Source organism: Kitasatospora sp. NPDC092286 (assembly GCF_044755565.1).
Lineage (GTDB): Bacteria > Actinomycetota > Actinomycetes > Streptomycetales > Streptomycetaceae > Kitasatospora.
Genome location: NZ_JBIVRD010000037.1, coordinates 13,097 through 33,413, shown reverse-complemented (window position 1 = coordinate 33,413; position 20,317 = coordinate 13,097). Strand labels below are relative to the sequence as shown.

The following is a 20,317-nucleotide window of genomic DNA, read 5'->3' as shown; positions in this document are numbered from 1 at the left end:
GCCGCCTCGCCAGCACGTACCGATGAGAGGACATCCGTGACCAGCAAGACCCAGGCCCCCGCGCTCGACGGCGTGAACTGGCGCAGGCGCGCCTCCGAGTTGCCCAGCCGCTTCAAGTACAACGTCGGGATACTCAAGCCCGAGGGGACCACCAGCGGGCTCGGCTACATGGTCGACTGCAACCAGAGCGAGACGAAGTGGGCCGCGTACTGCTACACCGCCGACAACTCCCAGTGGTGGGCTGCGCGCGGCAACGGCAACCCGCGGGACGTCCTCGCCCGCCTGGAAGTCGCCGACGGCAAGGACTATGCCGCCGTACAGCAGATCGACGACGGCACCGCCGCCTTCGAGCAGCTCGCCGCGATCGACTGGGACAACGTTCCGGTCGCGGCCGGCGACCACCATGTCTCCTTCCTGCTCGCTAGCAGGGTCCGCGACTACAAGGACTACTACCAGCCCGAGCACACGCACCTGCGCTCGACTGTCGAGGGCTGGCTCAGTCGCTACTCCGCCGTCCACGCCCACCGATCCGAGAACTGACCGCGGCCCGACGGCTCTGGACCACGCCCACCTCGGTGCCGGTGACCTCGCCCCGATCGACGTGATCGCCACGCCCGACGGCTGGAGGCTCGTGACCGAAGTCTGGGGAAGGACGACGAGCGCGAGTTCTGCGACAACTGCCCCAAGGTCCGGGCGGTGTAAGACAAGTTCCTCCATGGTTTCCAACTGCACATCCTGCTGAACCTCCTGCACGCCGACGAGACCGGACAGTAGGAGGAATGCCTCCAACCGCTCGGCTTCCTAGACCTCCTCCCCACCCAGATCCCGATCGGTACCACCAAGGACTGACCGTGGCCTGCTTCATCTACCTGTAAGCCACCCCCAAGCCCGACGACCCGCACTGCGACGGCGAGCTGCAGTACCCCGGGGAGATACGCCCCCCCACAAAGAGATCGCCGAAGCGGTCATACAGCTCCTCGGCAACCAGGTCCAGGGCCGCACGATCAGCCTGATCGAACTCGGCAAGAACAACGACAGCGCCGAAATCGAGACCAACCACGCCCTCACCGTGAAGGAGAACTGACAGTGCAGGAACCGACGTTCAACCCGCCCTATGGGGGAGCCAACCAGCACGTCACCGACCCCGCCAAGCACCACGGCTACCTCCACCTGGTCGCCTGGTCCGTCCACCTCGGCTCCTACAGCGAGTACATCGAGGGTCGGTGCGCCGAGGCGAAGGCCGCAGGCGCGCCTGCGGACGTCATCTACGAGCGCTCCGGCCCCGGCGGCGTCCGCACGGGTGAGTGGGTGAGGTTCAGCTCGATCGAAACCGACACCCACGACCGCGCCCACTCCTTCGTCAGCATGCAGGAGTACGTGGACGAGCTGGTCCACTTCCAGCACGCCCGCAGGAAGTACCACGCGCGGCGCAAGACCCTGCCGCCGTTCAAGTCGTTCACGGTCACCCTGACGGTGCCGCTCACGACTACGGTCACCGCGCTGAACGAGGAGGACGCCCGGCGGTCGGCGCTGGCCGGCTGGGCTCAGAGCCCGGACGGCACCGCAACGGCCCGCCTGAGCGGACCGCCGGGAGCATGGGTTGCGAACTTCAACGGCATCCCGACCGTCGAGGAGGCCCGACGATGAGCCCGATCGAGCCTGATCGGCGAAGCCGATTCGGGACTCGGAATGACGAAGCATTCGATCAGCGCAGCTGATTCGGATGAAGCATTGAAAGAGAACTTCATCTGATCAGCGAAGCTGATCCGGATGGTGGCATGACAGACAACTGACCATCTCAGCGACCCAACCCCACCCCACTGCGCGCGGACGGCGACATCGATCCGGGCGCTCTGCTGTTTCGAGGAGAAGACTCATGGCGAACCCCCGCAACAACGGACAGCTCATCGGCCGACTCGCGAACGACCCCAAGGTCTTCGAGAACAGGGACGGTTCCAAGAAGGTCCTGTTCACGGTCTTCACCGACCGCGCCTACACCAACGCCCAGAACCAGCGCGACGCGGACGCCGTGCCCGTCGAGGCCTTCGTCCGCGCACAGACCCAGGGCGCGGGCCCCTACACCAACATCCACAAGGGCGACCTCGTCGCCGTCAGCTACACGCTCCGCATGGACCGGTACTCCAAGGGTGGCGAGCTGGTATTTGACCTGAAGGTGATCTCCGAGGACATCACCTTCCTGGAGCCGCGCTCCGTGACCCAGGCCCGCCTGAACGAGCGCGTGCAGAACGCCGAGGCCCGGAACCAGGCCCTGCAGGCCCAGGCTCCCGCCCCGGTCGCGGCTGTCGCTCCGGCCGTCGCGTACGCCAGCGCCGTGGACGAGCAGCTGCCCTTCCCGACCGCCTGACCATCTGTCGAGCTTCACCCCTCCCGGCGGTCCTGGTTGAGCTCACGGAGTGGGCCCCATCATCTTCACTGCGCGAAGGAGCAGCACATGGCCAAGTCCCGACTCCGTATCAACCTCACAGGCAAGACCGCCAAGCCGCAGGACAAGACCGTCGATACCAGGCTGCGGTCCCGCGTCCGGATCAACCTCACCGGCAAGCGGGAAGAGACCACCGCCACCCTCTAAATCGGTGCCTTCGAATCCCGCTGTGGCCACTGCGGCAGGCCCACTCTCACGGCCGCGCTCCGTCACACCGACGTCCCGGGCTTGACGCCCAAGCCCGGGACGGGGTGCGGGGCGCGCTTCGTGAACATCGCCAGCGACTCCCACCGCAACACCTCCGACGACCTGCGCCGCGTCCGGCCCGACCTTCCCCTGCGCGATCACATTGCGTGACGCCGATGCGCCCCCGGCCGACGACCTCGTCACCACCCTTCTGCTCCCGCACATCAGCACAGCTGACTCGGGCGGTCGACGACAGATCGGGGGCCGCCCCGGGTCCGTCGGAGCCCGTTCCCCCGGCACCACCCACCCAACTCGCCCAGACAGGAGTCCGACTTGAGCACTACCGCCCCGACCGTCCCCGCCCGACGCCCCCACCAGCGGACCGTAAACACCGAGATCAGCGCCCTGGACCTGGGCAGCGTCGGAGGCGTCCGCAAGGCCATCGACCTCTTCGCCCGCCGGATGCTGGAGGCCGCCGCGATCGGGCACGACCGCGACCAGCGCACCCACGCCGCGACTGTCCAGGCCCTCGACGCGCTGCTGCTGGACATGCTCAACACCCGCTGTCCCGCCTGCCGGGGCAAGGGAACGCTCGACCACGCCTCGTGCCCCAACACCGCCGCCCACCGCTCGTAATCCCGCCCCCTCCGGGGGCGCCCGCCGGCGCGGCCTGCTTTTCGACGTCCTCAACCGGATCTGACCCCACTGCCGGCCAGACCTCGACTGTTCTTGAGTCATCAGCACAGCTGATGCCGGCGATCGACGAGAGACCACCACGACTTCTGCACGGAGCGGTTCGAATCCGCAGTGCGCCGACTGATCCTCGGCGTGCGCCAGTAGGCACACCGTGCAGACCGACCGCGGAACAGGTTCGATTCCTGAGCGCTGCAGCTGATCCCCGCAGCGCGTCCCTGGAGATCTCCGCGGATCCGGCTTCCCCAGCACCCCGGTGCGCGCTCTGCCTTCGGGCAGTTGCGGCGCCGGGGTGCTGTGTTCTTTTTCTTCGTGGCTCGCCTTACTCGCCCCGTGAAGGCAGCGAGCACAAGCGATCAGCGGAGCTGATCCGGATCTGGCGCTGAAGAACATCCTCGTCGCGTCAGGAGTCGAGCCATGAACTGCCCGAACTGCACCATCGACATGGAGTCGAACGCCCACGGTGTCCGCGCCAGCAAGAGGACCAAGAAGGTCACGCACACGTGCTCCGAGTGCGGCTACAGCGAGACACGCTGAGCGGCTCCGCCTTCCCTCCGGCTGCGATCTCGAAGGAGACCACGCTCTTCGGCCGGCCGTCGCTACCGCGCCTCTCCTCGCCGCGTGGCCTGTCCCCGGGTAGGCGGGCCCGTTCGATCCGTTCCGGGCCCTCAGAGCCGTCCACCAACTCACCGGAGCACACCATGGACCCCACCGCTACCGCACACGCTCTCGCGACCGCTCTCTCTCAGCACGGAATCCCCGCCGAGAGGACCGACCACTCCGGTGACCGCGCCGTCGCGGTCGAGCTCACCATCCGTACCGGCCCCGCAGGATCCCGTGACTACCACGTCCTCTACCTCGAACCCGACGACCAGGGCGACACCGTGCTGTGGCAGCTCACCACCGCCCACGGCGAGATCAGCGTCAACGGCACCGGCGCCTGGCACATCCCCGACGCCCCGCTGCTGACGACCGAGTACCGCCACCAGCACACCGTCACCGCCCTGTCCGGCTGGATGAAGGAGCGCGGCGCCCGTCCCGGCGCCCCCGCGCTCCCCCCGACCGAGGTCCTCCTCAGCCTCGAACTGCAAGGGTGGGAACTGGGACTTCTGCGTCTCACCGCCGCCTACGCCGAGGCACTGATCAGCGGTCAGGCGGCGGCCGACACCACGCCCGCCGACCTCGCCGCCCTCCACCCCGAACTCACCGCCCGGTACGACAACCCGTACCTGGAGGGATGACACCTCGCAGGGGACGCCATACGCGCGCTCGCGGACGGCCGCGTCACCGAGGACACGTCCGCCGCCAGCGACCACATCGACGTCACCCCCGACCTGGTCAACAGGTACGGTCCGCGTGCCCTCGCCCGACTTCGGCAAGGCTTCGACGGCGACGTCCTCGCTGCCGCCCGCCTCTTCCTCGCCGCCAACACCCCTATCTCAGACACCCCCTGACCCCGTCGGCCCACGGCAACCGGCAGGGCGGCGCCCGCTCCAACGCCGGCCCTCGAAGCCGACGCGGTGCTGCTCCCATCCCGGCCGGGATGGTTCCGACGGACCGTCCGTCCCGGCTGCCGGCTCCCAGCCGGGGCCCAGCCACTGCTCGGGGTCTGGCCGTCAGCAACGGAGTGCAGCGGTCTCACCTGAGCGTTCGAAGGCGGGTTGCTTGCCGGGAACGACGCGGCCTCCTCGACCGTGTATCCGTCACCGATCGCGTGACCGGATGGCGGATCAACGCCGATGGCAAAGCCGAGGACGCCCGGTGATCAAGCGATGAGGCCACGCGATCCAGATTCAGTTCGAGGTCGCTTCCCGCCGTGTGACGGCACCGCAGACCAGCGGCCTCGTTCCCGCGACCCGGAGGTACCACATGATCAAGCGCCACCAGGTCTACCGCGACTGCGACCCCCGTAGCAGCGTCACCACCCGCATCCTCCGCTACACCCCCGGCGACGTGCGGGCCCAGGTCGTCGACGCCATCACCGGCAAGCGCCAGCGTCAGATTCTCGCCAGCCGCCTCCACGCCAGCGCTGTCACCGCAACCGGGCAACCCCGCCGCAGCGGCTACGTGCTCGTCCAGGACGCCGGGGAGCCGTAGCCGTGACCGTCTACGCCCGCCCTGCACCGCTCTCACCCTCGCCGAGATCGACCGGCTCGGCGCCGTCCTCGATGGAGCCCGTAGCGCTGCGCTCACCGAGGCCGCCGAGCTGATCGAAGCGTTCCCCGCCGACTACGAACTCGTCGAGGCCAGCAGCCTGATCGACTAGATCATCCGCACACGGCGGAACCTTCGTCTCGGCTGAACACCACCGCCCGGCCGCGCACGACTCGTCCGGCTGTGCCACCACACCACCGCCCGACCCGCACCGCGCGCTGCGCCTCACCCCCGGCCAGGACACGGAACCGGCTACGCCGCTGCTGATGCCCCGGCCGGCCCCCCTCCAGGCCTGGTGCCGGCTGTGTCGCCGTTGCGTTTCCGGCGGCCCTGGCCGGCATCCCAGGGCCGCCAGGCGGTGTGTGCTCTCCCCTCGTGGTGCGGCCGGGTGGGGGCCGGGGTACCTTCCCGCTCCCTGTCCCTCGCCCCCTTCCCTCGGGGGCGGGTTGCAGGTGCCGTGGCCGCTCCCGCACCCCGGCTTTCCCCGGCGGGGGTGCGGGGGTGCGGGAGTGCGGGGGCGGCCACCTCCGGCGGGCGCGCACCGTCGTGTCCGCCGTCGCTCCCGTTCAGGCAACCAGGAGGGGGAGGCCCGGTGCGGGGCGGGTGCGCCGCGTCCGGCCGCCCGTTCAGAGCCACCACTCACCCGGCCTGAACGGGCCTGTCACCCACTGGGGTTGGGGTGTTGACCGGCTCCGTCTCGTGGCTACTTTCCTTCCCAGACAGAGCACCCGGCAGCCCGGCGCCCGGCCGTGCCGCACCCGCCCCGGTCCGGGTACGGGCCAGCACCGACGGCCGGCACCCGGCTGTACACGCTCTCCCAGGACGCCTCGCTCCTCGCGATCGACACTGCGACCAACGCCGTCGCCCCCGGCGAGGGCGTCCCGGGCCTGAGCGCCTCGGACGTGGCGCTGGGCCCGGACGGGCACACCTTCTACGCCCTGTCCGTCGCCGACCTGCGGATCATCGGCTTCTGACCCTCCTCGGGCCGCGCGGGCCCCGCTCCTCATCGGGACACTCCGCGCGGCCCGCGCCGAGCAGCGAACCGACACCTGGAAGGACCGCTACAAGATCCGCGCCGGGGTCGAGGGCACCATCTCCCAGGGCGTCGGACGCTGCGGCCTGCGCAGATCCCGCTACCAAGGCCTGGCGAAGACCAGCCTCCAGCACCAGCTCACCGGCGCCGCGATCAACCTCGTCCGCATCGACGCCCACCTGACCGACACCCCCCGGGCCCGCACCCGCACCAGCCACTTCGCACGACTTCGCCCCGCCGAGCACCAGCTCGACGGGGCGAAGTGATCAGGGCCCCGAATTCACCAACAGTGTCTTCCACACCCCCGGCGGGGCCCTGCCACACACCTGCCGGCTCCCGGCCGATCTCGTCGAGCCTCGTGATCCGGGCGACAGCAACCGTGCTTGCTTCGCCAGGGTCGAGGGCCTGGAAGGTGCGGCCAACCGTGCCGGCCGTCGGCAACGCGGCGGCGACCACGGTCACCAGGTCGCCGCGCTGCGGCAGCAGCGCCGACAGCGGGGTGACAAGCCCGTACCAGGACGCGGTGTCCTCCAGCCACCGGCCGCCGACCAGGTGCTCGACAGCGGCGAGGCCGTGAGCGGAGAGAACGGCTCCGGCGCCCTGCCACACCGTGATCGTCGGTGCGGGCCCCACCAGTCCGGTTTCGACGTCCAGCGGTGGTGTTCCGGTCGGCCTGCTGATCTTCACCTCGTCGACCATCACGGTCGTCTCCAGGGTGTGCTGGACCGCCTCAAGATCGACGGGTGCCGTGGGGGTGCTCACGCCGCGCCGCCCGTCTTCGCGATCCGCATCCACGTCGTCCGCACGACGGACATGCCGCCCGTCTCGCCCGGGTCGAGGGCATGGAAGGTGCGGCCGATCGCAGCCGAGTCCTTGCTCTTCACGATGGTCACCGTGTTCCCCTCGGCCGCGACGGGCGCGGACAGCGGGGTGAACAGCAGGTACCGGCCGTCGCCGTCGTCACGGTACGGCTGGCCCTCCAGACGCAGCACGAGCCCCGGACCGCCGGACGCCCGGTGAAGGCCGGGCCCCTCGTAGGCCACGCCGTCGGGGCCAGGCACGTACTGGCCGGTGTTGGGATCGAAGATCTGCGGGCCGGGTGCGGAGATCCGCACCTCCTCGTCGGACAGGAGGATCCGCTCAACGGCGGAGATGATGCCTCCGGGCGCGGGCACGCCGGTGCTGGGGCCGGGGGGTGGGGTGGTCATGATCCAAGCGTAGGAACCACGACCGACACGCGGGCAGCCCTCTTGGCGGGAGGGGCCACCTGGTCAGCCACCCCGACGCAGCAGGGGGCGCTGGGCCGCTTCCCGGACGCGTTGTCAACAGTCTGGGGATAACTGTCCCGGGCCCCGGTTTGGGACAGTTACCTATGGGGACAGTTACCGGCCCCATTCACCCGGCTCGGGACTCCCGCTGGTGGGGCTCACACGGGCGGGCCGACGCTATCGTCTGCCGCATGATCGACAAGCCGTTCCCTCGCCTCGGCCTGTAACCCGCCTGCGGCCACGAAGGCCCCGACAACGGGCACTGCCGTCGGCCGCGCGGCCACCGCGAACGCACCGACGGCACCGGCGCACTGGTCCACCGCGACGACAACGGCGAGTGGCTGGAGGAACAAGCCGCCCGTGACCTCTGGTGGAACAACCCCTTGTGATCCCGGCACTGCCGCCACCGCATGCCGAACCGGTCGGCAGCCCTCCTCCAACAGGCCCACGTACTGGGCGACACCGCCATGAGGTCCGGCCGGATGGCGCCCACCTTGGATCGGCTCCAGCACCGACCCGGGCCCCGGTGCCAGACGCACTACCAGTCCACAATGACCTTGATGACGGTCGAGTCCGCCGCCGCCGAGCTCTCCCACGACCACAACGTGTACGGGCCGAGGTCCGCCGGGTGCTGGGAGCGCACCGCGCACACCAGGAGGCCCGTCTCGGCAAGCTCCCAGGGCCAGCCGTCCGGGGCGTTCTTGGACGCGGCCTCGAAGTACGGATTCTTGGCGACCACCCCTACGGTCCAGGCATCGTCGTGGCCTTGCTCGGTGATCCGGCCGACGACTTCGAGCACTGGCCGCGGCAGCTCGACCGTACCCCGGGTGATCGACGGGGCGGACAGCGGCCGGTAGAAGCCCCGCAGCGGTACACCGAACTGCCCGACGAGTTGCTGAAGCGGCCCCTGGTCGACCGGGACACCGGGAAGGTGGAAGGACAGCCGTGTGAAAGCGGCCCGGCGGGACTCACCGCAGTGCAGATCCGCACTCAGACAGAACCAGCCATCCTGGATCTTGTCGAACAGCGTAATGCGCTCGCCGAACCACTGGGGGCCGTCGCTGGAGCCCCGATCCCGCCAACCTGGCAGCATGGCCTCGAACGACCGGGCGCCGACTCCGTGCCACACCCTGCCGGACTTCTGGATCGTCCAATGCGTGTGCCGGCTGAGCCAGCCCAGTTCATTCAGACGGTGCAAGGCGTCCAGGAGTTCGGCCTCGGTGCGGAACCCGATCGGCACGTCGAGCGACACCCCGAAACCGCCGGAGTAGTTCCAGTCGAGGTCCGGCAGATCCAGGGTGAACACCGCCCGCGTGACACGACCCGGCGCGTCGGCGGACGGCTGAGGCGTGCCATCAAGGGCAACGATCTGCCGTGTCGAGTCCGGCAGAACCTGAGCCTGCTGCCGCCCCGAGCCCTGCCGGTGCGTGCCCTCCGCGCCAAGGTGGACGTGACCGTCCATCTCCAGCCGGGTGCGCTTGTACCCGAGCATCCCGGCCAACTCGTACGGGTCTTCGAGAAGCACCCGGATGTCGGCCTCGTCAAGGACCACGATCAGTGCTTCCTCGCGGTACCGGACGATGCGATCCGCGGACGGCTTGGTGATCCCCGCGACCGTCACCAGTACGCCGACCGCCTGCCTGCCGACTTCCTTGACGCGCACGCGGAGGTTGTCCACGACATCTTGGCCCGCTGGCGTGGACTCCCACTTGGCTTCGACGATGAACGTGCCATCCCGGGAGGAAATCATCAGGTCGATCTGCCGGTCGGCGGCGGGCGGATTGTGCTTGACCGTGAAGTGGGCGCGACGGAACAGCCGGTCAAGAAGGCGTTCCAGGTCGGTGCCGCGGCCGTGGGCGTTGCTCGCCGCGTGAAGGCGGGTGAACTCTGCGCCCAGGTCATCCCACGGCCCCGGTGGCAGCAGCGCCCCGAGGTCGCGGTCCGGGTCGTACTCGGCCGGTTCGATGTCCTGACCGGATGCCGGTGCCATGTGCCGTTGCCCTCCTGCGGTGAACGTCTCTTGCCGACAGGGCAGCGATCGTAGCCCCGCCCGCCGACAGCCACCCATCCGTGCCGGCACTAGACGGGGGTGGATGCCCGGCCCGCTTCGCCTCGGGCACCGAGGCGTTCCAGCGGCCTTCAGGTCGAGCAGGATGACAGCGTGGGCGGGGTACAGCCGGCGCTTGGATCGCCAGCGGCACCGCCGCATCTCCTTCTTCACTGAGGAGATGCGGCGGTGCCCACACGCCGGTTAGCGGCCGGAGACCGACCAGATCGGAAGGTCGGTGGCCGACTGGCTGGCCCAGAGCGGGAGGCCGGAGGCCTCCGAGGCCTTCTCCGGAGCGGTCCAGATCGGGGTGTCGGCGGCCACCTGGGTGGTTGCCGGAGCAGTCCAGATCGGCATCTCGGTCGTCGCGGCGGCGGCAAACGCGGAGGCCGCGAGTCCTGCGACGACGGCGGCGATGGCGGCGATGGCGATGGAGCGGTGCTTCACGGGGGTTCTTCCTATGAGAGTGAGGTTCGTCGGGCTGCTTGCGGTCGGCTCTGCTCCGGGGGGCCGCGCGCCCGGGGCTGTCGGTGCCGTGTGGTCCAGCACAAGTGGGGTCTCCTTCAATCAGCACCTGGGTCGGGGCGCCCGGACCAGGTGGCGCGGGGTACGGGGCGTGGTTGTCAGCCGGTCTGGAGGTAGTCCGCGAGGGTGGAGAGGGCGCGCCGGGGGTGTTCCAGGACGGTCAGCGGCGGCGCCGGTTGAGTGCCGCTTCGACGAGGCGCCAACAGGTGCTGTGGCCGACCGCGACCAGGGTGGTCGCCGGGGGCCAGTGGTGTGCAGATCCAGGAGACGGGCGTCCTAAGCTGCGAAGGGGAGCGCGTGCCCGCCGGGTGCTGCGGCTCTCGTCCACCGGCCGGGCGTTTTCCGCCTGGCCGCAGGAGAGGTGTTGCGCCATTGCCCTATGTCCTCGGATACTCCCAAGTGCATTTGGGGCTTCGGGCGTTGACAAGGTCGATGGCTGCGGCCACGGTGCTGGTCAGGGTCTCGCGCACCGGCGCACCCCAGTACTCGGCGAGGAAGGCCGGGTATCGGTTGCGGTCCGCATCCGGGCAGTCGGGCGGGCAGCCGAGCACCGCCCGGCCCGTGTGCGCGTCGGCGCCCAGCTCGATGTTGGTGGTGAAGGCCGGCATCGTCAGCAGGTCCCGGGGGATCCAGTAGAGGACCGCCGAGGCGATGCGGCGGGCTTCGGTCTCCCAGCGCACTTGGTCCCTGTAGTGCTCCGCGCGGATTCCGCCCCGGGACTCGGGGTTGAGAACACTCAGCGGCACCCTCCCCGTCCACCGGGCCTGGAGTTCGGCTATCGCCTCCGGACGCCACGAGTCGACCGGGTGGTCGGCGCCCGGAGTGGGACCGGCCAGGAACACGGACGGCCCTCCGGGCAGGGGCTCCCTGGCCATCACCACGTTGACACCGGAGCGGTCGGCTCCGGCCCGTGCGGCGGCGCGCGCGGCATGCTGATGGGACCAGGGCAGCAGCACGCCGTCGCCCACCTTCCGCTCGACCACATGGAAGTGCGTATGTCCCACGCTCTGAGTGGCGGCCGTGCCGATGCTGGTGATGATGTTCGCCGCGGAGAGTTCGGCAGCGAGTTCGGCAGCGGCAGCCGCCGTACGACCAGCCACATCCGGGTCGCACCCGGCATCAACCACGTGCTTGTGCGGAATAACCAGGAAGTGATTGGGGGTGACGGGGTGGCGCGGGAGGATTGCGATGGTGTCAGGCCACTGGCGGACGATCTGGGCCGGGGCGCGCCCGGCGATGATGTCGCAGAACGGGCAGGGCAGGGTCGAGAGGCTCATGGTTGGCGGGTCCTTGGGATGGTGTCGGTTCGCGCGGCGGCCCGGGTGTCGATGATCTGGCAGCCCTCAAGGGACATGAGCTGGTGGACGGCCACCACGAGGTGGCGCTGCGGGTCGATGTATTCGAGTTCCACCGTTTTGGCTCGTACGAGGAAGTCGCCGTCCTGCTGGCAGAGGTAGCCGCGGACACCAGCGATCTCGGGGGTGCGGACCCTAAGCAGCACGCTGCCGGTGCGTCGCAGGTGGGGGCACAGTCGTCGGGAGCGGTCGGCGCAGGGTCGGCATGTCGGCGGGTGCATCGTCATCTGTCGTTCGGGCCAGTCGACCTCGGCCCCGGCTCGGTCGTCCTCGATCAGCCAGAGCGTGCCGTTCTGGTTCCGGTCGGCGGGCTGTTTGCATCCCTGGCAGAGGAGTTGGCGCATCGCGCGGCGCTGGCGGAGGGAGTGGACATTGGCCATCTGGGGGCGGCCGACAGGTCGGCCGCCCCAGCGGGTCCACAGCACGCCGTGGTCGTCACGATCGAAGGGGGTCTCGTCCGGAAAGGCGACGCCGCGGGCGGTGAGGACGAGGCGCTGGTCGAGCATCCTCTCGCCGGCCCGGGTGACGACCCACGGTGCGTGGTTATCCGGGGTCCTCTCAGCGGTGGCGGTCACGCGATGGCCGGGGCATCGAAGGGGCGGCCCGGGCGGCCGGTGGGCAGGGAGTCCGCGCCGACCAGGCGCAGCCCGGACAGGAGGCTGCGGGTGCCGTTGTTCTCGGTGACGGTCAGCAGGGTCCAGCCGTGCCAGGTTCCGGCGCGGGCCGTGAGGCCGTCGTGGCGAGTCTCGACGCCGAGGGTCATCGTGTCGGGGGTGGCGAGGTAGGCGGTGGCGGTGCCTTCGGCGCCGGGCACTGCCTGGCGGACGAGTTCGTCGGGGGCGTGGACCTCGGTGCGTAGGCCTCCGGGGTAGGTGGCGGTGGTGGTGTAGTGGCGCGGCTGGCCGTTGATGCCGGCGGTGAGCGTCGGGAGGCTGCCGGGGTGGTCGGCGAGGAGCAGCACGGGTATGCCGGTGCGGCGGGTGAGAGCTGCGGCTTCGTCGCCGAGGACCGGGACCGGGGCCGGAGCCGGTACCGGTTTGGTGAGGGTGGAGGTGGGGGTCACTGAAGGGTCTCCGAGGCGGGTTCGGTGGTGAGGCTGCTCAACGTCATTCCCCTTCAGGCGTTTTTGTGCGGGCCGTCGACGGCCGCGCGTAGCCTCGCCAGGTCGAATGCCCCGACGAGCGGGCGGTGGTCGCTGATCTCTTCCAGGCCACGGACCGGCTCGAAGGCAACGAGAGCGGACGCGGTGCTCGGGTCGGCGTAGGCGCGGTCGATGCGTTGCTCGCCTCCATGGCCAGCCGCCGAGGGCGCGTAGCCGGCGGTCGGGCCGAGCGCCAGGTGGTAGCTGTTGCGGACGGCAGCATGCCGGGCGAGGTCGATGTACCCGGCTGTGGTCAGGTCCTCGTCCGGGCGGGTGTCCGGGACTCGGCCGACGCTGGGGTGCAGGTAGGTGCGGTCGTGCAGGTGCGCGAGATCGGTGATGGCCCCGAGGTCGGGTACCTCCCCGACCGGGTAGGAGTTCCAGTCCCCCATGGCCAGGACCCGTCTGCCGTGCTTGATGACTGTGCTGTACCACTCGGCTTCGATCTGGCGGATGGTGGGCCCGTAGTAGCAGGAGTGCTCGCCCACCAGGATGAGTCGGCCCGATCCGGTGCTTCCGTCGCTGCGGATGCCGACCTGGATGTTCGCCTTCGGGATCCACGGGGCCCTGCGGTGCTGGCGTTTGAACTCCCTGTCGAAAACGAACGGTCCATCGGGGCGCAGGAGAATGGCGTTGGTGTTGTCGGTCACCTCGGTGTCGGCCGCGGCGTAGCCGACCATGTCGAGCGCGTCTTCGACGCGGCTGAGGTCACCGGGTTGCAGCTCTCCCCAGACCAGCAGATCGAGGGTCTGGGTGCGCAGCCAGGCGCAGGCGTCGGTGAGCCGTCTGCCGTGTTCGACGTTCCAGTAGGCGAATCGGGCCAGCTGGGCATCGGGGGCCGGTGGTGCGGTGTTCAAGGGGGCTCCTGTTCGAAGTGGTGGGTGGCCCGTCCCGCGCCACTCGGGCTGGTGGCCGCTCAGGCGCCGGGCGGTGTGCGGGGGCGGCGTGGGCTCGCCCAGAACCGTTTTCCAACGGTGAGCACGCAGCGTGGGGCGGGCAGCCCGCCTGCGGACCGGCAGCAGTCTGGCCCGGCTTTGCTGGGGAGCACCGGGTCGGCCGACAGGCGGGTCGGTGGCGCGGGCGGTGGACCGTGTGATGGTCGGCCGGGTCCTGCCGGTGTCGACGACGAGGCCAGCTATGGAGCTGGTGGGTGGGGCGGGCATGAACGGGTTCTCCGTGGGGATGGGGCGGACAGTCCCGGTGGGCCGGCCGGTCGCGGTGACCGGCCCGGTCCGCTGGGTAGGGGTGTTGTTCAGCTGGCGGGCCGGGATCGGGCCCAGGTCCAGGGCTGTTCCCCGGCGAGGTGGTAGTTCGCCTCCGCGCGGGCGGCCGCGATCGTGTACGGCGAAGAGCCGGTCGGACAGCAGGAGGGCCGCGTAGCCAGCACTGATGACGCTTGCCAGGACGGCGGGACCCCGCAGCACGATCCGGCCGTGGTGTGCGATCGCTGATGTCGCGACCCCGGTGCCGACGACGAACAGCAGGCAGGCCAGGGCCTGGAGGAGTGCCGTGGTCGGCTTCGCGCGGTGTTGGCCACTCACGCGGCGCCCGTGGACGAGGCGGCTTGGGCGGGGCCGGGCGGTCGGCGGGTCTCCCGGTGGCAGATGCAGGGGCGGGTACCGAGGCGTTCGCGTCAGCGGTGGCCACGCGCGGTCGGTCGGGCCCGGCCCGGGCGGGCTATTCGAGCGCGGCGGTTCGGCTGCATCGGTGTCCCCGTCGTTCGGGGATTCGCGGCGGCGGGTGGCCGGGATGCCGATCGGGCGAGCGGCCCGCCGATGCGCGCCGGGGCTCCGGCGGGTCAGCCGGTCGGGCACGGTCGTCACCGGGATCGTGATCACGGAGCCGGGGAAGGTGAGACGGAAGCCGATGAGGCGGTAGCTCTCACCACTCTGGGGCGCGTAGGTGCCCGGGTCGGTGCGCCTCTGCGTGATCGCCGACGGGCTGTCGATCGCTTCGGACGCGGATATCCATCTTTTGGCCATGAGGTGCTCCGTTCGGTACGGGGTGATCAGGTGCGCTGGGCGGCATAGACCCGTGCGGCAGCGTGGGTACCGTGCCTCAGCCGCCCGGCTCGGGCGATGCGCGTCTGAACGAGGGCAGTGGCGAGGTTCGCCGGGGGCGGGCCGGTGCGGTGGCGGTCGGTCCGCCCCGTGCCGGGGCGGGTAGGTTCAGCACGCCAGGGGGTGTAGGGGCAGGCGTCGAGCCGCTGCTGCCACCGGTGGGCGCGGACGGTGTGCCGGGCCTGGCTGGCCTCTTCCGGGTCGCCCGGCAGCGTCCAGCGGTGACCATGGAAGCCCTCGGGCGGGGACTTGGCTACGGCTACGACGGTCATGGTCTGCTCCGGCGCCGAAGCCGAAAGAAGATGCCGTTCACCGCACCGGCCAGCAGTGCGGGACGCGCTTTCGGACGCCGATGACTCCGTCCTCCGCCGATCTCGGGCACGCGGCGAGGCACGGACGGAAGGCCATCGGGTTCACCGGCGACTGGGTCAGGGGTGGACAGCGCGGGCGGATAGGCGGCTGGAAGGACCGGGCTGGCCGGGACTTCCCCGGTGTCAACCCAGAGAAGGTGCTCCCACACAAGACTGTTCAGATGGGCGATGCACTGGGCGCAGGCGAACATCGGGGCGGTCGCGGCGGCGATCGTCACCGGACCGATCCACACCACCCATAGCTGGTCACGCCCGCAGTACAGCCAGCATCGGCCGAGTACCCAGGGGTGCCCGTCGTCGGGCACCGGAATCTCCGGGCGCTCTCCCCGGGCGAACGAGGCGATGCCGGGGATGATCATCCGTGCGGGCAGGTCCAACTCCAGCACTGACATCACGCTGTCCCTCCCCCGCCCTCGCGCATCTGCCTGGCGGACTCGGCGCGGGCTACGCCGATGCCGTTGAACCACGCGGCCAGGCCGGACTGCGCGCTCTGGGTGGCGGGTGGGAACAGTCCGCCGGTCGTGGCCTGGACCCGGGCGAGCGGCGGGCGACGGTGGCGCTGCGGAAGCACCCGAGCAGGTACGGCCGGGGTCTGGTTGAGCACAGCAAGTCCGACCACCCGGAACGATGTGCCGGGTGCCGGCGTGATGTACGTCGCTGGGTCGCAGGGCTGCGTCGGCGGGCCCGGTATCAGAGGGCTGAGGGTGAGCTGTGGCGGGCGGGTCATCTGTAGTTCCGTTCAGTTCGTTCGAGGTAGAGGCGACAGTGGGTCGAGGTGGCGTGGTGCCACTCGGCCCTCCGTGTGGGTGAGCCGGGAGAGCCAGTGGCGTCGGATCGGTGCTGGTCGCGTGCTGGATGCGTCAACTACCCGGCTGAAAGCTGTGGTTCACGATGCGATCACCGGGGTGGTTGTGGCAGGGTCTGGCGGGTGCTGTTGGACTACGCGGACGTCCGCGACCACCGAGACTTTGACCACCTGACCGCCGAGGCCCTGCGCGAGCTGGCAGCCTCGGGCACGCGCGAGACCCAGGTGGAACTGATGCCTGCCGGTCAGTTCGGGACGGACGGCAGTGCGACGACGGCCGAGTCGTCGTTGTCCCCGAGTCGGTGGCCGACCCGATCGGCTACTACGACCCCAACGTCACCAAGGGCCTGGTCGTCGAGTGACGGCGTCCGGGCCGGGGCCGCGGCGCAGGGAGCCGACGGTGGTGTTCGCGAAGTCCTGGACGCGCAGGTCCGCGCGGCGCTCCGTGGTCGTGGCGGGCACGAACACTCTCCGATCCGGTCGTAGCCTCCGGGACCGGCCGTTGCCGACCCCGCATTGCCGGTCTGCCGCACCCCCGTGCGGCAGACCGGCCGGCCCGCGCGCTCGCCCTCCAACGCGCGGACCTGTATGCCGCCGCTCCTCCTCGCTGGAGGGAGCGGCGGGCCGCCGCACCGGAAGCTCAGCTCCCCTTGCGGCAGTTCAGGGTGGGTTCCGGTACCTGCGGGTGCCAGGCGCACCGTTGCCCGGAGTGCCTTCAGGGGGCGGTGCCCCGCCGTCGCCCGCGCCCGAGTCGCAGCGGGCGACGGCGGGTGGCATCAGGCGACGAGCCGGTGTCCGGCGTGCTCGAGAAGCCGGCGCGCGGTCGCCAACGCGGCGGCGAGGCGGTAGGGATCGGTCAGCGGCGGCAAGGCTCCCAACATGGCGAGCGGCGGGTGCAGCCAGTCCCGGCCTGCCGCACGGACGCGCGGCGGCGGACACTTGATCATCCGCTTAAACTCCAGTCTGCCGTCCAGGAGTTCGGTGCCCCGTCCCTGCCACACCGCAGGCGTGGCAGGGACGAAGAACTCCACGGAGCTCTGGCTGTGGTTGAAGATCACCGGACCGGGCGCGGCGGGGGTGCGGCTCAGCGCGTGGAATGCCGTACGGCCGAGGCGCTCGGCCACCCTGACGACGAAGAAAGCGTCCCCGACGGGGACCGGCACGGCATTGCCCGCCTGCCAGGCCTTCCACGTCTTCTCTGGCTCGCGGGTCTGCTCAGCGAGCCAGCGGGCCCCGACGACCAGCGGGTGCGGCGGCTTGGCGGGCGGCCTTCGGTTCGGTAAGGCGGTCTTGCTCATTTCAGGTGCTCTCTCAGGTCTCGGTCTGGGCCCGTTGGGTGTCCGGCGGTCGGTTCACCGTGCTGGGACTGGGTGGCTGCCCGGTCTCACGGGGGATCGACCCGGCGGCCCGGCCTGCCGCGGGGGTGAGCAGGCCCGGTTGGTGCGCCTTCCCTGGCCAGTCGTTCTCATCTGGCCGGGGAAGGCGGTCAGGGGACGGTTGCGGTCGGCTGCCGCAGCCTCTCGCGGGACCGGCGGATCGCAACGGCGAGGTCTTCCGGCCGGGTGAGGAGCCCGGTGCCGTCCGGTTCGACCAGCCACTCCAGGTGGTCGACCCGGCCGACGCCGGGGACGGGCATCGGCACCGTCAGGGCTTCTGTCCCTGAGCCTGTACCTGGCCCGGTCAGCAGCTCCGTTCCACGCATGCCCCAGACCTGCGTCGGCCGAATGGTCACGAGCCAGTCGCACCGGCAGTTGGAGTGGTCAAGGAGTACGGGGCCCTGCGGCAATCCGGCGGACTGCATGTCCTCGATCGCGGCCCGGCCCAGATCAGACGACATACGGATGATGTTGAAGCGGATACCGACAGGGATCTCGGCGAGTGGGCCCTGGCGCCACAACTGGCGCGTCAGATCCGGATCGTCTGTGGTTTGGGACAGCCACCACCCGCCGAGAACGGCAGCCTCGGTGAGCCTGCGGAGCATGGTGCGTGACGCCATGGCGGTTCTCGTCCTTCTCTGTGCCGGTGGAGGGTCCGGTCGCCGCCGGAATCGAAAGGGGCAGCCAGTTGGGGTCCGCGAGATCGGGGCGGAGGACCTGGTGCCGGGAGGCGTCGAGGCTGTCTACGCCGCAGTTCGGCTGGTTACGGCCGGCAGCCGGCTCCGCGCGCTGAGCGTGTCCAGCCGGACGGTGGGCCGAGCGTGATGCAGAGCTGAAGCGGCCGTCATAGCGGCTGTGCGGTGACGAATTCGCTTACGGCGGCTCAGATGGTCGAGGTCGGCTATGGCCTCCGGCTGCGCTTCCGCCTCGGCGGTGGCATGGCCGGACCTGGCAAGGGAAGCCACGGTCATCTCGAACCAGACGTCTCGGCCGATCACTGCCCCGGCCTCGTTCGTCCTCGCCACCCAACCGAGGGTGTCGGCCCAGTCTCGGACGATGCTGAGCCCGCGGCCACCAGCGGCCGTCAGGTTCTTGTCCCGCACAGTCGGGCCGGACGGACCACGACCGCAGTCGGAGACGGTAATGCGGATCCTGCCCTCGTCGACGGAGGCTTCAACGAGGACCTGCGCGTTGCCGTCGGACGGTTCGTCCGTGACCCCGTGCTTGATCGCGTTGCCGAGAAGTTCCGTGCTGCACAGGCGGAGCGTGTACCGCTCGTCATCGTCCATGACGATGCCGGCGAGCGTGCTGAGGTCCCGCAGGAGCCTGTTGCGCGCTTCGCCAACCGAGGCGCGTCTTGCGGGCATTTCGAACATCGTTACAGGTTTCATGACAGATCCTCCGGGCCGTGCAGTGAGCAGGGGGTGTTTCCGGGGAAGCGGCCGTGGCGGTCGCGGGTGATCGCCACAGTGCGATGCCAACTCGGGTCAGGCCTGGAGGGCCCGACCGATTGGGCTGGCGATCTCACATGACGGACAATCAGTGCATGTAGCAATGACGGTCCATGACGGACCATCGCCGAAGTTGATCACTGTCGGCCCGCAGCCCGTCACACTCAGCATGGCGGTATCGCGGCCATCAATGCAACGGGTTCCTAGAAATTCGCAACATTGCGTATCGAACCACGATTCGGGTCCCTACACTGCGAGCTGCCGGTAGCGCGCACGCGCGACCGGCGGGCAAACTGGTCGCAACACAGCGCAGGAGGATCAGGTGGCACTCGTTCAGACAGTTCGCCGCAGGCAGCTCGGCGCCGAGCTGCGAAAACTCCGCACCCACGCCGGCCTCAGCGTTGACGAGGCAGGAGACCAGGTCGAAGGGTGGAGTGGCACCAAGATCAGCAGGGCCGAGAACGCGAAAGTAGCCGTCAAGGAGAAGGACGTCATTGCCCTCCTCAACCTCTACAACGCCGACAAGACCCTGACCGACGCCCTGCTCGACCTCGTACGGAACGCTGGCAAACGTGGGTGGTGGCAGAGCTACACCGGCTCCGTCAACGGCGAGACCGTTGACCTGGCAGCCCTGGAATCCGAGGCCTCGTCGGTCACCACCTTCGAGTGGGCGGTCGTCCCCGGGTTGCTCCAGACCGCCGACTACGCACGATCGGTAGTCGAGAGGCTCAACACCAGGCCGGACGTCAACATCCAGGCGCTCGTTGAGGTCCGGATGGCCAGGCAAGCTGTCCTGTCGCGTCCGAGCCCGCTGAAAGTCTGGGCAGTAATCCACGAGGCCGCGATCTACTCCAACATCGGCGGACCAGCGGTCATGGCCACTCAGCTCGATCGCCTCATAGACCGAGCCAAGCTGCCCAACGTCAACGTACAGATCATGCCGACGCACGCCCCGGCCCACCCCGGAATGAGTGGCGCGTTCAGCATCCTCGGCTTTCCACAACGCCAGGACCTCGACCTGGTGCTGGTCGATACAGCACTCAGCAGCCAGTGGTACGAGGAACCCGACGAGGTGGAGTTGTTCCAGGGCAAGTTCCAGCAGATCACGGCCGAGGCCATGGGTGTTGAGGACTCCCTTACGTTCATCACCGAACAGAGAGACAGGCTCACCAAGTGACCCACTATCCCAACGCAGCTGCCACCGGGCTGATCTTCCGAAAGTCAAGCCGGAGCACCGATCAGGCGAACTGCGTCGAGTGCGCCAACCAGCCTGGCGAGGTTGTTGTTCGTGACAGCAAGAACCCGACTGGGCCCGCGCTGCGCTACCCGACCCCGATGTTCGAGGCGTTCTTGACCGCCGTTGCCACCGGCACCCTGGTTCCGGTGGCTGCCTGACCTACGAACCACAC

General features: G+C 69.7%; 25 protein-coding genes and 1 pseudogene. 11 read left to right on the top strand and 15 right to left on the bottom strand.

Going from position 1 to position 20,317, the window contains the following annotated elements; translation table 11 throughout:
* The first annotated feature begins 36 nt into the window (after nt 1-36).
* From ACIQIB_RS30155 to ACIQIB_RS30115, 9 genes and pseudogenes are all read left to right on the top strand, one after another.
* Nucleotides 37-540, top strand: a complete 504-nt coding sequence (locus ACIQIB_RS30155; protein ID WP_400761839.1) for a hypothetical protein — start codon at nt 37-39, stop codon at nt 538-540.
* Nucleotides 541-1,086: 546 nt separating this feature from the next.
* Nucleotides 1,087-1,647: a hypothetical protein gene (locus ACIQIB_RS30150; protein ID WP_400761838.1), complete on the top strand. Its 561-nt coding sequence runs from the start codon at nt 1,087-1,089 to the stop codon at nt 1,645-1,647.
* A gap of 229 nt (nt 1,648-1,876) precedes the next feature.
* Nucleotides 1,877-2,365: a single-stranded DNA-binding protein gene (locus ACIQIB_RS30145; RefSeq protein WP_400761836.1), complete on the top strand. Its 489-nt coding sequence runs from the start codon at nt 1,877-1,879 to the stop codon at nt 2,363-2,365.
* Nucleotides 2,366-2,452: 87 nt separating this feature from the next.
* Nucleotides 2,453-2,590 (top strand): hypothetical protein, encoded by a 138-nt coding sequence (locus ACIQIB_RS30140; RefSeq protein WP_400761835.1) that lies wholly within the window; start codon nt 2,453-2,455, stop codon nt 2,588-2,590.
* A 372-nt stretch (nt 2,591-2,962) separates the two neighbouring features.
* Nucleotides 2,963-3,265 carry a hypothetical protein gene (locus ACIQIB_RS30135; RefSeq protein WP_400761833.1) on the top strand — a complete coding sequence of 101 codons (303 nt, stop codon included), beginning with the start codon at nt 2,963-2,965 and terminating at the stop codon, nt 3,263-3,265.
* Nucleotides 3,266-4,023: 758 nt separating this feature from the next.
* Complete coding sequence (locus ACIQIB_RS30130; RefSeq protein ID WP_400761831.1) at nt 4,024-4,563, top strand: hypothetical protein; 540 nt, start codon at nt 4,024-4,026, stop codon at nt 4,561-4,563.
* A 628-nt stretch (nt 4,564-5,191) separates the two neighbouring features.
* Nucleotides 5,192-5,419, top strand: coding sequence for a hypothetical protein (locus ACIQIB_RS30125; protein WP_400761829.1), 228 nt, complete (start codon nt 5,192-5,194; stop codon nt 5,417-5,419).
* Between the two features lie 806 nt (nt 5,420-6,225).
* Entirely contained in the window at nt 6,226-6,450 is a 225-nt protein-coding gene (locus tag ACIQIB_RS30120) for a hypothetical protein (RefSeq protein WP_400761827.1), read from the top strand.
* 40 nt (nt 6,451-6,490) lie between these two features.
* Nucleotides 6,491-6,775, top strand: a pseudogene (locus ACIQIB_RS30115) (transposase); the annotation flags it as partial.
* Here ACIQIB_RS30115 and ACIQIB_RS30110 read toward each other — a convergent pair.
* The 15 genes from ACIQIB_RS30110 to ACIQIB_RS30040 all read right to left on the bottom strand — a co-directional run bounded on the left by ACIQIB_RS30110 (nt 6,663) and on the right by ACIQIB_RS30040 (nt 18,833).
* Nucleotides 6,663-7,271 (bottom strand): DUF6093 family protein, encoded by a 609-nt coding sequence (locus ACIQIB_RS30110; protein ID WP_400761826.1) that lies wholly within the window; start codon nt 7,269-7,271, stop codon nt 6,663-6,665. The pseudogene ACIQIB_RS30115 and the gene ACIQIB_RS30110 sit on opposite strands and share 113 nt — an antisense overlap.
* Nucleotides 7,268-7,717, bottom strand: coding sequence for a DUF6093 family protein (locus ACIQIB_RS30105; RefSeq protein WP_400761824.1), 450 nt, complete (start codon nt 7,715-7,717; stop codon nt 7,268-7,270). The genes ACIQIB_RS30110 and ACIQIB_RS30105 overlap by 4 nt, the downstream gene beginning before the upstream one ends.
* Before the next feature lie 598 nt (nt 7,718-8,315).
* Nucleotides 8,316-9,767: a restriction endonuclease gene (locus ACIQIB_RS30100; protein ID WP_400761822.1), complete on the bottom strand. Its 1,452-nt coding sequence runs from the start codon at nt 9,765-9,767 to the stop codon at nt 8,316-8,318.
* Nucleotides 9,768-10,028: 261 nt separating this feature from the next.
* On the bottom strand, nt 10,029-10,271 hold the full coding sequence (locus ACIQIB_RS30095) for a hypothetical protein (RefSeq protein ID WP_400761820.1): 243 nt from the start codon (nt 10,269-10,271) through the stop codon (nt 10,029-10,031).
* Nucleotides 10,272-10,726: 455 nt separating this feature from the next.
* Nucleotides 10,727-11,626 (bottom strand): nucleoside 2-deoxyribosyltransferase domain-containing protein, encoded by a 900-nt coding sequence (locus tag ACIQIB_RS30090; RefSeq protein ID WP_400761817.1) that lies wholly within the window; start codon nt 11,624-11,626, stop codon nt 10,727-10,729.
* Nucleotides 11,623-12,279: a hypothetical protein gene (locus tag ACIQIB_RS30085; protein WP_400761814.1), complete on the bottom strand. Its 657-nt coding sequence runs from the start codon at nt 12,277-12,279 to the stop codon at nt 11,623-11,625. The genes ACIQIB_RS30090 and ACIQIB_RS30085 overlap by 4 nt, the downstream gene beginning before the upstream one ends.
* Complete coding sequence (locus ACIQIB_RS30080; RefSeq protein ID WP_400761812.1) at nt 12,276-12,767, bottom strand: hypothetical protein; 492 nt, start codon at nt 12,765-12,767, stop codon at nt 12,276-12,278. The genes ACIQIB_RS30085 and ACIQIB_RS30080 overlap by 4 nt, the downstream gene beginning before the upstream one ends.
* Nucleotides 12,768-12,820: 53 nt before the next feature.
* The gene (locus ACIQIB_RS30075) at nt 12,821-13,702 is read right to left on the bottom strand and encodes an endonuclease/exonuclease/phosphatase family protein (protein WP_400761810.1); all 882 of its coding nucleotides are present in this window, start codon (nt 13,700-13,702) and stop codon (nt 12,821-12,823) included.
* A 1,151-nt stretch (nt 13,703-14,853) separates the two neighbouring features.
* Nucleotides 14,854-15,177, bottom strand: coding sequence for a hypothetical protein (locus ACIQIB_RS30070; protein WP_400761807.1), 324 nt, complete (start codon nt 15,175-15,177; stop codon nt 14,854-14,856).
* The gene (locus ACIQIB_RS30065) at nt 15,174-15,668 is read right to left on the bottom strand and encodes a hypothetical protein (RefSeq protein ID WP_400761804.1); all 495 of its coding nucleotides are present in this window, start codon (nt 15,666-15,668) and stop codon (nt 15,174-15,176) included. The genes ACIQIB_RS30070 and ACIQIB_RS30065 overlap by 4 nt, the downstream gene beginning before the upstream one ends.
* Entirely contained in the window at nt 15,668-15,895 is a 228-nt protein-coding gene (locus ACIQIB_RS30060; protein WP_400761801.1) for a hypothetical protein, read from the bottom strand. The genes ACIQIB_RS30065 and ACIQIB_RS30060 overlap by 1 nt, the downstream gene beginning before the upstream one ends.
* Nucleotides 15,896-16,417: 522 nt before the next feature.
* Entirely contained in the window at nt 16,418-16,543 is a 126-nt protein-coding gene (locus tag ACIQIB_RS30055) for a hypothetical protein (RefSeq protein WP_400761799.1), read from the bottom strand.
* A gap of 314 nt (nt 16,544-16,857) precedes the next feature.
* On the bottom strand, nt 16,858-17,379 hold the full coding sequence (locus ACIQIB_RS30050; protein WP_400761796.1) for a hypothetical protein: 522 nt from the start codon (nt 17,377-17,379) through the stop codon (nt 16,858-16,860).
* A 188-nt stretch (nt 17,380-17,567) separates the two neighbouring features.
* Complete coding sequence (locus tag ACIQIB_RS30045) at nt 17,568-18,062, bottom strand: hypothetical protein (RefSeq protein ID WP_400761793.1); 495 nt, start codon at nt 18,060-18,062, stop codon at nt 17,568-17,570.
* A gap of 138 nt (nt 18,063-18,200) precedes the next feature.
* On the bottom strand, nt 18,201-18,833 hold the full coding sequence (locus ACIQIB_RS30040) for an ATP-binding protein (RefSeq protein ID WP_400761790.1): 633 nt from the start codon (nt 18,831-18,833) through the stop codon (nt 18,201-18,203).
* Between the two features lie 397 nt (nt 18,834-19,230).
* Between ACIQIB_RS30040 and ACIQIB_RS30035 the strand changes: the two genes are divergently transcribed.
* Entirely contained in the window at nt 19,231-20,085 is an 855-nt protein-coding gene (locus tag ACIQIB_RS30035) for a helix-turn-helix domain-containing protein (protein ID WP_400761788.1), read from the top strand.
* Nucleotides 20,082-20,303 carry a DUF397 domain-containing protein gene (locus ACIQIB_RS30030; protein ID WP_400761786.1) on the top strand — a complete coding sequence of 74 codons (222 nt, stop codon included), beginning with the start codon at nt 20,082-20,084 and terminating at the stop codon, nt 20,301-20,303. Before ACIQIB_RS30035 ends, ACIQIB_RS30030 begins: the two co-directional genes overlap by 4 nt.
* The last annotated feature ends 14 nt before the right edge of the window (nt 20,304-20,317 follow it).